The following is a 12,010-nucleotide window of genomic DNA, read 5'->3' on the forward strand; positions in this document are numbered from 1 at the left end:
CTCTATTACAGAGACACACCTGAGAACGACATGAAACCTAGCGCCATCAAACCCGCAGTCACGAAGGTAATACCTAGACCACGCAGACCATTAGGGACATCAGCATATTTTAACTTCTCACGGATACCAGCTAGCAGCACAATTGCAAGTGCCCAACCGATACCTGAACCTATGCCAAACACTAAACTTTCACCCAGGTTGTAGTCACGCTCAACCATGAAAGAAACCGCACCGAAAATCGCACAGTTTACTGTGATCAGCGGTAGGAAGATCCCCAGCGCGTTGTATAGCGGTGGGAAATACTTATCCAATGCCATCTCAAGGATTTGAACCAGCGCCGCGATCACACCGATAAAGGTGATGAACTTAAGGAAGCTCAGGTCTGCATCGGGTACGCCAGCCCAGGCCAGGGCGCCCGGTGCCAAAATACCCTGATAGATGATTTGGTTAACAGGTACTGAAATTGCCAATACCACGATTACGGCAACACCTAAGCCCATGGCCGTGGTGACTTTCTTAGACACAGCCAAGAAGGTACACATACCAAGGAAGAAGGATAACGCCATGTTTTCAATGAAAACAGAACGGATTAATAGACTAATATAATGTTCCATTACGCTTATCCTTTTGCTTCAACTTGCTCTGGCTTGATGGTACGGATAATCCAGATCAACGATGCAATCAGGAAGAACGCACTTGGTGGCAGCAGGAGCAGACCGTTTGGCTGATACCAGCCACCGTCAGAGATCTTGCTTAGAATCTCGACACCAAATAGCGAACCGTTACCAAACAATTCACGCACGAAGCCAACTGATAACAAGATGGCACCATAACCCAAACCGTTACCGATACCGTCCATGAAGCTCATCATAGGTGGCGTCTTCATCGCGTAAGCTTCGGCGCGACCCATTACGATACAGTTGGTGATGATCAGACCCACGAATACCGACAGCTGCTTAGCCACGTCATAGGCGTAAGCTTGCAGTACCTGGTCAACCACGATCACCAGTGAAGCGATAATGGTCATCTGAACGATAATACGCACACTGCTTGGAATGTGGTTACGTATCATAGAGATGAACAAGTTAGACAAGGCCGTTACGGCAGTCAGAGCGATGGTCATTACCAAGGCAGTTTCCATCTTACTGGTTACCGCCAAGGCACTACATACACCCAGGATCTGCAACGCAATCGGGTTGTTACTAATGATAGGTCCAGTCAGAACCTGTTTAAGTTCTTTTGCGTCAGCCATTAGCTAAGCCCTCCGTTGCGCGCCTTTTCAAGAAAACGTGCAAAACCTTCTTTACCCAACCAGAAATCCAGTGAGTGCTGTACACCGTTACTGGTCAGTGTTGCACCCGATAGTGCGTCAACACCGTGAACACTCTCTGCAACGGCAGGGTTCTTAGTCACTTTGATAGCCAGGTTGCCTTGGTCATCATAAAGCTTCTTACCCTTCCACTTGGCGATCCACTTAGGGTTCTGAACTTCACCACCTAGGCCCGGAGTTTCACCCGAACCGGTAAAGTCGTAGTAAACCAAGCTGCGAACTGTGTTCAGGTCAGACTCAACGGCTAGGAAGGCGTACATGGTTGACCATAGGCCGTAACCTTTAACCGGAATGATCACAGTCTGTAATGTGCCAGCGTCATCACGAACCAGGTAAACCACGCCCTTGTTCGCCACACGCTTAACAGAAGCGATGTCGTGCTCAGGCTTGAAAGAGGTCTCTAGGGTGCGAGCCGCTTTCTCTGTATCGAATGTGTCGGCGTTGCCTTCAACCCAGTCACCAGACTTAAGGTCAACCAGCTTAGCTTCTACATACTTGTCGTAAGTCTTGAGGATCTCAGCCTTGCTGACTTCACCAGACTTAGTGTCTACCAGGCCAGCGGCTTCAAGAATGTACTTTTGCTTATCAAGCAATTTGTTTTCTTGTTGAGTTGGCTTAAGCAGTACGGCCGCAGTAGAAACGAATACCGAACAGATAAAACATAATCCAACAACAACAAACAGCGTTCTACCGAACGAATCTTTATTACTAGCCACGAGCAATCCTCCGCTTGATATTCGCTTGAACCACGAAGTGGTCGAATAGCGGCGCAAATAGGTTGGCAAACAGGATGGCCAACATCATACCTTCTGGGAAAGCAGGGTTAATGACACGGATGAATACGGCCATAGCACCAATCAAAATACCGTACGCCCACTTCGCTTGGTTGGTGAAAGACGCAGAAACTGGGTCAGTCGCCATGAACATCATACCGAAGGCAAAGCCACCCAGTACCATGTGCCAGTACCAAGGCATTGCAAACATAGGGTTGGTATCGCTACCGATAGCGTTAAGCAGTAGAGAGACGGCAATCATACCGACCATCACACCGCCAACGATGCGCCATGACGCGATACGGGTATAGATGATGACCAGACCACCTAGCAGAATCGCCAGGGTAGAAACTTCACCAACAGAACCTGGGATGAAACCTAGGAAGGCGTCCCACCAAGCTTGGTTAAAGCCATAGTCCAGAGTGCCCTGTGCCGCTTGGCTCAGCGCCGTCGCACCTGAAAAACCGTCTGCAACCACCCAAGTGGTGTCGCCTGACATGTTTAGCGGGTAAGCGAAGAACAGGAAGGCACGGCCGGCCAGTGCTGGGTTAAGGAAGTTACGTCCGGTACCACCGAAGATCTCTTTCGCCACGACCACACCGAAGGTGATACCCAGCGCCACCATCCATAGAGGAATGGTTGCCGGCAGTGTCAGGGCAAACAGGATAGAGGTAACGAAGAAACCTTCGTTAACTTCGTGGCCACGTACCGTAGCAAACAGGACTTCCCAGATACCACCCACGGCGAAGGTCACCGCGTAGATAGGCAGGAACCAACAGGCGCCGTACCACATCAGGGCAGCAACACCCGAGTCAGCCGTCAGCTCAGTACCGAACAGGCCAAACAATGCAGTTTGCCAAGTATCTGGCGTCGCAAAACCAGCCAGCAAGGCATCTTGTGCCTGAAGACCCACGTTATACATACCCACGAACATCGCAGGAAATGCACAGGCCCAAACCGTAATCATCATACGCTTCAGGTCTAAGTTATCACGCACATGGGTACGACCCTTGTTTACGTGACCTGGGGTATAAAATACCGTGTATGCCGCTTCGAACAGCGCATACCATTTCTCGTATTTCCCGCCCTTTTCAAACTGGGGTTCAATACTTTTGAAAAACTGTTTCAAGCCCATTAGCCTTCCCTCACAATCGTATCTAGGCAGTCGCGTAGGTACGACGCGTAGTCATACTTACCAGGACATACGAAAGTACATAGTGCCAAATCTTCTTCGTCTAACTCTAACGCGCCTAAGGCAGCTGCGCCGTCGGTATCGCCTGACACCAGGTCACGCAATAGCATGGTAGGAAGAATGTCGAGAGGCATAACACGCTCATAGTTGCCGATAGGCACCATGGCACGGTCTGAGCCCCCTGTGCTGGTCGTCATGTTAAACAGACGAGACGGTGACAGGTGACCCAGGAAAGCGCGCGTGATAGAGAACTTGTTGGCACCAGGCATAGCCCAGCCGATAAATTCTTGTTCGCGGCCTTCTTCAAGTAGAGAAACCTGGTTAAAGAAACGTCCCAAGTAGGCGTGTGGGCCAGTTGCTGTCTTACCAGAAAGGACTGAACCTGCGATAACGCGTACATCGCCTTGGGCAGCTTCGCCAGCAGTAAGCTCGGCAATCGAAGCACCACTGTGAGCGCGTACGAGTCTAGGCTTAAGGGCCTTAGGACCCGCAATCGCTACCACGCGCTGAGTGTTTAGCTCACCAGTAGTAAATAGTTGACCGATTGCGATCACATCTTGGTAGCCAACATGCCAAACGGTACGCTTAGCCGATGCAGGCAGAACAAAATGGATATGAGTGCCAGCAAGACCCGCAGGGTGCGGACCGGCAAACTCTTCGACTTGTGCGTTGGCCGCAGGAATATCGGCTCCTGGCGCCTTACACAGATACACCTTACCTTCTGTCAATCGTGCAAGGACTCTTAAGCCATTGGCAAAGTCTTCCTTGTGCTCGTTAATGATAACGGCAGGATCGGCAGCAAGCGGTTGGGTATCGATAGCGGTCACAAAAATACCGGCAGGCGTTGAGTCAACTGCAGGTGCTTTGCTGAAAGGACGCGTGCGCAATGCAGGCCACATACCTGATTCGATCAGGTTGTCGCGTACGAGTTGCGGCTCTAGGGTGTCTAACGCTGCGGCATCGTATTTAGCGAAAGAAACGCTGTCGTCTCCCTCAACTTCGATGACGACAGACTGAAGAACACGCTGGGCGCCCCGGTTAATTTCTGAGATGGTGCCACTGGCTAAAGCAGTATATTTAACGCCAGGATTCTTTTTGTCTTCAAAAATCACCTGACCTTTCTGCACTTTATCACCCACTTTGATCTTCATCGTGGGGCGCAGGCCAATATACTCTTCACCCAAAGTAGCTACGTGTTTAATGGCTGGGCCATTATGGATAACTTGCTCTGGTCCGCCTGTTATAGGCAGGTCCAATCCTTTCTTTATTGTAATCATATCCACAAGCACTACGTTTATGAAGGAAAGATAATGCGTCGCGTTCCTGCTAAATGAGATAGATTTCAAACATCAGCTATCGCATTGAGCTAGCGCAGATTTATTACAGAAATGCGATCGCAATCACGCTGGTCGGGCGCATTTTACCGTAAATAATTGCTTATCGCCATGAAAAATACGGGTGTTTTAAAAGGGATGCGGGGATTTTTAAGGTGAGGAGTAGATCACAGTTCGAGAGATTTTTATGATTTAGGTAAACGGAAATTAATTTAGCCCCCTGTCCTAGCAGGGTTATATGGATTTGCGAAGCAAAATCGCCCCCTAAAACGCGCTTTTTTTCGCCCGTTTTTAACGCATAAAAAATCGGCGAAAAGCCGGACTGTTCGACTAAAGTTTAACCACCACATAAGCCAAACTCAGGCAGAAGTCGGCGTCTAATTGAGCATCATGAGCCAGACGCACCCTGCCACCGACCGCTAAAAAGACGATACAGATAGCCAAAAAGCAGCCTAAGCTCCTTTTTATGACATTTTACCACTCAGATTAGCACTCAGATCATCACTCAGATTAACACTCAGATTAGCACTCTGATGACGCCAAATTCCGAGGTTAAGTTACAGACCCTTTAGGATCTCATCGCTGAGCTTAAGGTCATCGTTGCGATTCACATTCACCCCGGCAGCGATGATGTTCTTGGCGATCTCCTTGGCCTGCTCCAAAGAGTGCATCTCATAGGTACCACACTGGTATTCGTTCAGCTCAGGGATCTCAGACTGCTGCTTGACCTTGAGCACATCTTCCATGGCGGCCAACCAACACTCGGCCACTTCGGCCTCCTTCGGCGTGCCGATGAGGCTCATGTAGAAACCGGTGCGACATCCCATGGGCGAGATATCGATGATCTCGACACGATCGCTGTTGAGATGGTCACGCATAAAGCCGGCAAAGAGATGCTCCAGGGTATGAATGCCGCGCTCGCTCAGGATCTCCTTGTTGGGCACGCAGAAACGCAGATCGAAGACGGTAATGGTATCGCCCTTTGGGGTGGTCATCGTCTTGGCGACGCGCACGGCAGGGGCGTTCATGCGGGTATGATCTACGGTGAAGCTATCGAGTAACGGCATTATTATTCTCCCAAAATGGTGATGCTCAAACTATCTATTTGCCAACATGCTGAGCACCAGTATGGCGTACGGCGACAGGGTGTTCCCTTGCGTCGCGATAGACCTACACAATATGCGGTAGGTACCGGGGAAAGTAAAGTGAACTTAGCTCAAGGCCTAGAAACCAAAAAACCACAGCGGCGTTAACCTACTGTGGTCTTCGTTTGGCGCAATCGTATGGGTCATTAGGGCCGGTTGCTAGGGTTGAGCCCTTACACCTTTAGCCGTTACGCTTTTAGCCCTTACATTTAGGCGAGTTAGGCACCTGCACCTCTTGGTCCCACTCTTCGGGCGTAAAGGTGTGCATAGACAGGGCATGCAGCCCGGCGTCGAACTGCGCCTTGAGCGCCTCGTTAACCGCTCGATGACGACCGATGAGACGCTGGCCCTCGAATACGGCGCTGGCGACGATCACCTTAAAATGGGTCTCGGAATTTGGCGGCACATGGTGGTTGTCGCTCTCGTTGATCACCTCAAGATGCACAGGGGCTAAGACTTGGGTGAGCGTATCGATTATCTGCTGTTTTACTGACATGGCTATCGTCTCTATCGAATAGAAAACTTAAGTGGCCGCAGAGTACTGTGAGTGGCAGCAAAGATCAACTCTCCATCACCCAGACTCCGCAGGCGATCACTTAACCCACAGCCCTTGCCTCTAGCTTAGGTCAGGCTGACTCTGGCATCTTGGGAGACGTTTTCTAGCAGCTCGATAATGCTGTCGCCGCTAATCTCATCGGGCACAGATACGGCCAACTTGGCCGAGAATACCGTCTGTCCCAGGGTAGATACATGGACCCTATTGCACTCCATCTGCTCCACCTCGAGATCCAGGTTAGAGAGGATATCGACTATCTCCCGCGTCAGTCCGGGCCGGTCTGAGCAGTCCACATTAAATCTTAGGCTGCGGGTGTGTTCGCTCAATACCTCGGCCATGTCGCTGAAGCTAAAGACAAGTTCGGGGAACTGCTGTACAAAATCGGCCTGCAGTGAGGCGACTTTATCCCCGGCGATCGCCACCTTCATCAAGGCGGCAAACCAGGCATCCATCTTGATCACCTTGCTGCTTAACCACTCGCCACCCGCCTCTCGGGTCAGGTTGGCCATCGCCTTCACCACCCCAGGGGTGACAATACCCGTTACCGTGGTCACGAACATCTTATTCATAAGCAACTCCTTCTGGTGGTTATAGGGTCACACAGACATTGTGCGACACACCTGCTCACGATGAGAATAAAACTTTCATCCCTGCAAAGGTGAGAGCTAGCTTACACTTCCCGCCTCGGCGCGATCACTTTACCCCTGATAAAAGTGTGGAATTAAATGCCGATAGGTCAAGTTTAGCCTAGACTGGGTTACCTTGGCTCGTTTGGGCAGCGCATGTTGCCAGCTCGACTGCATGGGCCAGTGCATGATCAGCAGATCGCCGCTATTGAGCATCAGCTCGACCTTGATGTTACTCTGAGTATGGCGCAAAAAGAAGGAGCGGCTGGCCCCGAGTGTCACTGAGGCGATATCCGAGCCCGGCACTATTTCGGCCTCATCATCGCTGTGCCAGCCCATGGTATCGCTACCGTCACGATAGTGATTGACCAACACCCCATTGCTTACCAGGCCAAAGTCGCGCTGCAGTTTCTGCCGTAGGCGCAGGGCATACTTGGGCCAGGGCTCGGCGCGAATGAAGAGGCCGGAATAGAGGTAGTCGCAGCCGTCGTCGCCAAACCAAACCTGACTCCTGGGGATGGGATGGGTGCGGCCAAAGAGCGTGAGCTCTGGTCGGCTGAAGGGGTAGTGCTCGGCCTCATCGATCAAGGCGCTTTGCTGAGCCTGATTGAGATACCCCGGGATCAGGGTAATAGGCGGCCTGGGAGTCTGTTGCTGCGCAGCCCCTTCATCTTTGGCCTCGTGACCAATATCTTCAAACCCAAACCCTTGCTGTTGCATCTGTCGCTTCCTACTCGCCTAGTCACCTAACTCACACATCGCCAGGCATATACCTCGCGGAGCAAATCTGCGATAATCGCCGCCCCAATTTTCAAAGTAGCAGTCTAGCCATGACAACTCAATTCTCCGTTGCCGATATCGAGCTGAGTCTCTCCCGTTATCCCGCCAATCAGGTCTCTAACCTGCAGGCCTGGGACGCGGCGGACGAGCACCTGATAAAACACCTAAAGGAGATTGAGCAGAAGGCTGATAACACCGCCATCATTAACGACAACTTCGGCGCCCTGTGCGCCGCCCTCACAGCCCAGGCGGCCGACTGGCCTATCTGGGTCGAGACAGATGCTAAGACGAGTCAGCTAGGCACGCTGCAAAACTTCAACGCTAATCGGCTAAGCGATAGCAAGCTCACCTGGCTCAACAGCCGCGAGCTGCCGCCCCAAGGCTTAAACTTGGTGCTGATGAAACTGCCGAAGAACCTCAACTATTTTATCCACCAGCTGCAGCGCCTGTCTCAGTCGCTGGCGCCCAACACCCCTGTGTATATTGGCGCCAAGGCCAAGTCGATCAATAAGGCACTGCTGGAGACCATCGCCAAGCATCTGGGGCCTGCCAGCGCCAGCCTGGCCTGGAAGAAGACCCGGGTGATCACCTGTATCGCAGACGGTAAACCAAGAGCCCTGCCGAGCGAGGTGAACTGGCCGGTGAAGGAGTTTAACCTCAGCATCAGCAACCTCAGCAATGTCTTCGCCGCCAACAAGCTGGATATTGGCGCCCGCATCATGTTGGACAATCTGCCCAAAGGACAGTTCGACACCATAGTGGATCTCGGCTGCGGCAACGGCATCCTGGGGCTGAGGGCCAAGCAGTGTTATCCAAACGCTGAGGTTCATTTCGTGGATGACTCAGAGATGGCCATCACCTCGGCGAGACAAAACTGGCATACGAACAAGCTCGACAATTCCGAGCAGCCACTGCCACAGGGCCACTTTCACTGGGATGACTGCCTGACCCACCTGGGCGATGAGGTGAAACCGGATCTGGTGCTCTGTAACCCCCCCTTTCATCAGGGCGAGGCTATTACAGATCATATCGCCTGGCAGATGTTTCTAGACGCCTTTCACCAACTCAGGCCTGGCGGCATGTTGCAGGTGGTGGGCAATCGTCATCTGGGTTACCACGTGAAGCTCAAGCGGATCTTTAAGAACTGCGAAACGGCCGCCTCTAACGGCAAGTTTGTGATCTTGCGGGCCATCAAGTCAGCGAAAGAGCCGGTTAAACCGGCTAAAGATGTGAACGAGCCAGACCACCAAAGCTGATGGTTCGGCCAGCAGACCGAATCTGACCAACTCCTCACTTGGCCAGCGCGTAACTTAACGTGCGGACACAAAAAACAGGGCCTAGGCCCTGTTTTTTATGAGTGGAGCGTAGCGGCTAGTCAGAGGCTTCTTCCCCCCCTAGATGACCAAGCGCTCCTTTTATTAACCTTGCTTTTATTAACCTTGCTTTTAGGAGGCAAGCTTACGCTCGGGGTCACCATCAGCAATCTCATCTTGCTGTTCGGGTGCCGCTGGCGGCGCAAACATCAGGGCAAGGCGCTGCTTAAAGCTTAGCCCAGGCGCGAAGGCCTCGCTAAACATCGCCTTCCACTCGCTAAAGGTAACGACAAAGGGATTAAAGCTGTTCACCGGCTTGGTGATGCCATACTCCACCGTCTCCTCTTCCTTTACATAGGTGCCAAACAGGCGATCCCAGATGATCAGCACGCCGGCGTAGTTCTTATCGATATATTGGGGATTGCGTCCATGATGCACCCTGTGATGGGAAGGGGTGTTAAACAGCCACTCCAGCGGCCCCAGGGTCTTGATTGCCTGGGTATGGACGAAAAACTGCAGTCCCAGGTTAAGCAGCACGGTAAACACCACCCAGTTAGGATCGAAGCCGACCATCACCAGTGGCAGCCAGAAGATCCACATGCCGGCAAAGGGGTACATCAGGCTCTGCCTGAAGGCGGTGCTGAAGTTCATGCGCTCCGAGCTGTGGTGCGCCACGTGGGCCGCCCACATCCAGCGCACCCTGTGGCTGGCGCGGTGGAACCAGTAGTAACAGAAGTCCTGGGCAATGATAAGCGCGATAAAGCTGCCCAGCCCCATCTGAATATCCAGCAGGCGCCAGTCGAACGCCCAGAGATACAGCTTGGCGATCAATAACCCGGTGAGAATATCTGCTCCCTGATGCAGGCCCGCCAGGGTAAAGTTACACAGCACCTCGGGCAGATGATAGCGGGCATTATCGGGCAGACGACCACGACGGTCCCCCAAATACCACTCGGCCAGGATACAGACAAAAAACAGCGGCGCCAGCACCAGTAACAGCACCTCGGGGTGCGCGATGAGTGAATTAAAATCCATCTAATTATTCCTTTATATTCCCTAAGTTATTTCCTAAGTTATTTCCTAAGTTATTCCCTAAGCACGCCGTACCAGCGGGCAAAGTCCCTACCAGCGGGCAAAGTGATCTTCGGTTAAGCCAAGCAGATTATCTATGTAGTGAGTACGCCCCAGGCCGTCGCGGATCTCGCCGTCGAAATAGCCCAGGTACTGCCTGAAGTTACTCTTCAGCAGCCAGAGGTTGAGCTTCTCCTGGCGGCGATTGAGCGGGCGGAAGTTGAGCGCCACCCGGCCGTCCAGGGAGCTTATCTGCCAGCTGGCATCATCAGCGGATTCGGGCGCGCGGCTAAAGGCAAAATGCACCGGCCCCAGCAGATGACGCTCGCCGTTGACCCAAAATACATTCTCGTTGCAGCCGGTCTCATTCACCCCAGCCGCCAGGTTTAGGCCGAGCAAATCATCGCCCTGATAGCCACTAATACTGGCCCAGCGCCAGCTGGTCTCACGGCGCATATAACCGGCGGAAAAATCATAGCCCGCCAGGGCACGGTTGAGGGGCTGTGGCTCATGATGAATGGTGAGGCTGCCGCCTACCTTGAGGCCGTTGTGCTTCTGGGTATAGGTCCAGCCGCTATAGCCTGTTGGGTTGCACATGGCCATGGGCAGGCTAAGGGGCATAGGCGTGAGCACCAACTCGGCCTTGATCTGCGCCGTGTCGATATTAAGCTGCCATATTCCCTCGGCTATCTCTATGGTCACCTTCCCCTTGCCGCTGGCGAGCTGTGCCCGACCACTCCAAGGTGAGTCAGCCAGCTGGCAGCCCATGGCCAGAGGCTTGAGCCAGGTGGTTTCCACCAGCTGATTGGCCTTGATGTCATAGAGGTAACAGAAACCTGTGCCGGCGTAGCGGATATCGGCGATGGCGACCCCAATCACATACCTTGGCGTCACCACAGAGACAAACTGGAACTGTTTGAAATGAAAATGCCGCGCGAGATGACTGGCGGGCTTGTCCATCACATTGGTATAGCGAAAGTGCTCCAGGCCAAAGGATTTGACCGGACCATCGAAGTGACCATATTGCACCTGGCCCGAGTTTGAGATCAGGCTATCCGGCGCCCCCAGGGTCTGCACCGCGCCGGATTGAATATCCATCTTCATTGCTTGTTATCTTTCTTATCTTTGTTATCTGGCTGACGGCCATTTGACCGCGCTTTTTAGTGGAATTTTTACTCTAACGCTTTCTGGTTTAAGTTAAAACCCCGGCAAGCAACAAAGCCTTAACAAACAGGTCACCCACTGGCATCCAATGAGGATTCTGGTATGCTGATGCCACCTTTTTTACAGCATGATTTTCCGCTATGAAACGATTTATTCCCATCATCGCCTGTGCTGGCCTGCTGTTTGGCTGCGCCTCTCATACGCCGACCCATATGGCGCTCAATCCGCAACTGCCTGCGATTGAATCTCAAGGGGTCCCGGCCAAGCCCATCGCCATCGAGATGATAGATACCCGCTCGGCTAACTTTATTGCCCGCTTTAATAATGAAGGGGATGCCGCCAGGCTGGTGAGCCCATCTGAGTCACCCCGTCGTCAGCTGGAGCAGGTGTTTCGCGACGGCTTTACCAGGGCGGGATATCGCATCGACCCAAGCTCGGTCAATCATATGCAGCTGCAACTGGAAAAGCTGCTGACCGACGTTAGCGACACTACCTTCGGCTATCAGGCGACCAACGATATCATCATCAATGTGATCGCCAGTAACGAAAGCAAGACCTTTACCAAGCGCTATACCGCTCGTAACCTGGTGTCGGGTCCCTTTAGCGCAGATTTTGCGACGCTTGAGCTGTCGGTCAACGATCTGCTCGGCGATCTGACGGCGAAGATCATCAACGACCCCGAACTCAACCAGTTCATCCAACAATAACTAAGATAAGGAAGTTCAC

13 protein-coding genes are annotated in these 12,010 nt (G+C 52.5%); 2 read left to right on the forward strand and 11 right to left on the reverse strand.

From position 1 onward, the window contains the following. Positions 1-5 precede the first annotated feature (5 nt). The 9 genes from nqrE to K0I63_RS14925 all read right to left on the reverse strand — a co-directional run bounded on the left by nqrE (position 6) and on the right by K0I63_RS14925 (position 7,676). Positions 6-614, reverse strand: a complete 609-nt coding sequence (nqrE, locus tag K0I63_RS14885) for an NADH:ubiquinone reductase (Na(+)-transporting) subunit E (RefSeq protein WP_011866674.1) — start codon at positions 612-614, stop codon at positions 6-8. Between the two features lie 5 nt (positions 615-619). Further along, positions 620-1,252 (reverse strand): NADH:ubiquinone reductase (Na(+)-transporting) subunit D, encoded by a 633-nt coding sequence (locus K0I63_RS14890; RefSeq protein ID WP_041509074.1) that lies wholly within the window; start codon positions 1,250-1,252, stop codon positions 620-622. Then, positions 1,252-2,046: a Na(+)-translocating NADH-quinone reductase subunit C gene (locus tag K0I63_RS14895; protein WP_220081536.1), complete on the reverse strand. Its 795-nt coding sequence runs from the start codon at positions 2,044-2,046 to the stop codon at positions 1,252-1,254. The genes K0I63_RS14890 and K0I63_RS14895 overlap by 1 nt, the downstream gene beginning before the upstream one ends. Continuing rightward, a complete protein-coding gene (locus K0I63_RS14900; RefSeq protein ID WP_144203705.1) occupies positions 2,039-3,238 on the reverse strand; it encodes an NADH:ubiquinone reductase (Na(+)-transporting) subunit B in 1,200 nt (399 codons plus the stop codon). The genes K0I63_RS14895 and K0I63_RS14900 overlap by 8 nt, the downstream gene beginning before the upstream one ends. Beyond that, a complete protein-coding gene (locus tag K0I63_RS14905) occupies positions 3,238-4,572 on the reverse strand; it encodes a Na(+)-translocating NADH-quinone reductase subunit A (protein ID WP_220083469.1) in 1,335 nt (444 codons plus the stop codon). The genes K0I63_RS14900 and K0I63_RS14905 overlap by 1 nt, the downstream gene beginning before the upstream one ends. A gap of 614 nt (positions 4,573-5,186) precedes the next feature. Then, positions 5,187-5,696 carry an S-ribosylhomocysteine lyase gene (luxS, locus tag K0I63_RS14910; protein ID WP_011866679.1) on the reverse strand — a complete coding sequence of 170 codons (510 nt, stop codon included), beginning with the start codon at positions 5,694-5,696 and terminating at the stop codon, positions 5,187-5,189. A gap of 274 nt (positions 5,697-5,970) precedes the next feature. After that, entirely contained in the window at positions 5,971-6,270 is a 300-nt protein-coding gene (locus K0I63_RS14915; protein ID WP_144203703.1) for a BolA family protein, read from the reverse strand. A gap of 125 nt (positions 6,271-6,395) precedes the next feature. Continuing rightward, complete coding sequence (locus tag K0I63_RS14920; RefSeq protein ID WP_011866681.1) at positions 6,396-6,899, reverse strand: ACT domain-containing protein; 504 nt, start codon at positions 6,897-6,899, stop codon at positions 6,396-6,398. Between the two features lie 129 nt (positions 6,900-7,028). Beyond that, entirely contained in the window at positions 7,029-7,676 is a 648-nt protein-coding gene (locus K0I63_RS14925) for an alpha-ketoglutarate-dependent dioxygenase AlkB family protein (RefSeq protein ID WP_220081537.1), read from the reverse strand. 110 nt (positions 7,677-7,786) lie between these two features. Between K0I63_RS14925 and K0I63_RS14930 the strand changes: the two genes are divergently transcribed. Continuing rightward, positions 7,787-8,992: a methyltransferase gene (locus K0I63_RS14930; protein WP_220081538.1), complete on the forward strand. Its 1,206-nt coding sequence runs from the start codon at positions 7,787-7,789 to the stop codon at positions 8,990-8,992. Between the two features lie 189 nt (positions 8,993-9,181). Here the strand turns inward: K0I63_RS14930 and K0I63_RS14935 are convergent, their stop codons facing one another. Continuing rightward, positions 9,182-10,084 carry a sterol desaturase family protein gene (locus K0I63_RS14935; RefSeq protein ID WP_220081539.1) on the reverse strand — a complete coding sequence of 301 codons (903 nt, stop codon included), beginning with the start codon at positions 10,082-10,084 and terminating at the stop codon, positions 9,182-9,184. A gap of 87 nt (positions 10,085-10,171) precedes the next feature. Further along, positions 10,172-11,224 (reverse strand): DUF2804 domain-containing protein, encoded by a 1,053-nt coding sequence (locus tag K0I63_RS14940; RefSeq protein WP_220081540.1) that lies wholly within the window; start codon positions 11,222-11,224, stop codon positions 10,172-10,174. A gap of 200 nt (positions 11,225-11,424) precedes the next feature. Here K0I63_RS14940 and K0I63_RS14945 point away from each other — a divergent pair, with 200 nt between their 5' ends. Next, positions 11,425-11,991 carry a YajG family lipoprotein gene (locus K0I63_RS14945; protein ID WP_220081541.1) on the forward strand — a complete coding sequence of 189 codons (567 nt, stop codon included), beginning with the start codon at positions 11,425-11,427 and terminating at the stop codon, positions 11,989-11,991. Positions 11,992-12,010 lie beyond the last annotated feature (19 nt).

The sequence above is a fragment of the Shewanella rhizosphaerae genome (genome assembly GCF_019457655.1).
Taxonomy (GTDB): domain Bacteria; phylum Pseudomonadota; class Gammaproteobacteria; order Enterobacterales; family Shewanellaceae; genus Shewanella; species Shewanella loihica.

Excerpts from the sequence above, each read along its gene's own strand:
- K0I63_RS14945 (WP_220081541.1), top strand. The coding sequence starts at position 11,425 with ATGAAACGATTTATTCCCATCATCGCCTGTGCTGGCCTGCTGTTTGGC.
- K0I63_RS14900 (WP_144203705.1), bottom strand. The coding sequence starts at position 3,238 with ATGGGCTTGAAACAGTTTTTCAAAAGTATTGAACCCCAGTTTGAAAAG.
- K0I63_RS14920 (WP_011866681.1), bottom strand. The coding sequence starts at position 6,899 with ATGAATAAGATGTTCGTGACCACGGTAACGGGTATTGTCACCCCTGGG.
- K0I63_RS14905 (WP_220083469.1), bottom strand. The coding sequence starts at position 4,572 with ATGATTACAATAAAGAAAGGATTGGACCTGCCTATAACAGGCGGACCA.
- K0I63_RS14935 (WP_220081539.1), bottom strand. The coding sequence starts at position 10,084 with ATGGATTTTAATTCACTCATCGCGCACCCCGAGGTGCTGTTACTGGTG.
- K0I63_RS14925 (WP_220081537.1), bottom strand. The coding sequence starts at position 7,676 with ATGCAACAGCAAGGGTTTGGGTTTGAAGATATTGGTCACGAGGCCAAA.
- K0I63_RS14915 (WP_144203703.1), bottom strand. The coding sequence starts at position 6,270 with ATGTCAGTAAAACAGCAGATAATCGATACGCTCACCCAAGTCTTAGCC.
- nqrE (WP_011866674.1), bottom strand. The coding sequence starts at position 614 with ATGGAACATTATATTAGTCTATTAATCCGTTCTGTTTTCATTGAAAAC.
- K0I63_RS14940 (WP_220081540.1), bottom strand. The coding sequence starts at position 11,224 with ATGAAGATGGATATTCAATCCGGCGCGGTGCAGACCCTGGGGGCGCCG.
- luxS (WP_011866679.1), bottom strand. The coding sequence starts at position 5,696 with ATGCCGTTACTCGATAGCTTCACCGTAGATCATACCCGCATGAACGCC.
- K0I63_RS14890 (WP_041509074.1), bottom strand. The coding sequence starts at position 1,252 with ATGGCTGACGCAAAAGAACTTAAACAGGTTCTGACTGGACCTATCATT.
- K0I63_RS14930 (WP_220081538.1), top strand. The coding sequence starts at position 7,787 with ATGACAACTCAATTCTCCGTTGCCGATATCGAGCTGAGTCTCTCCCGT.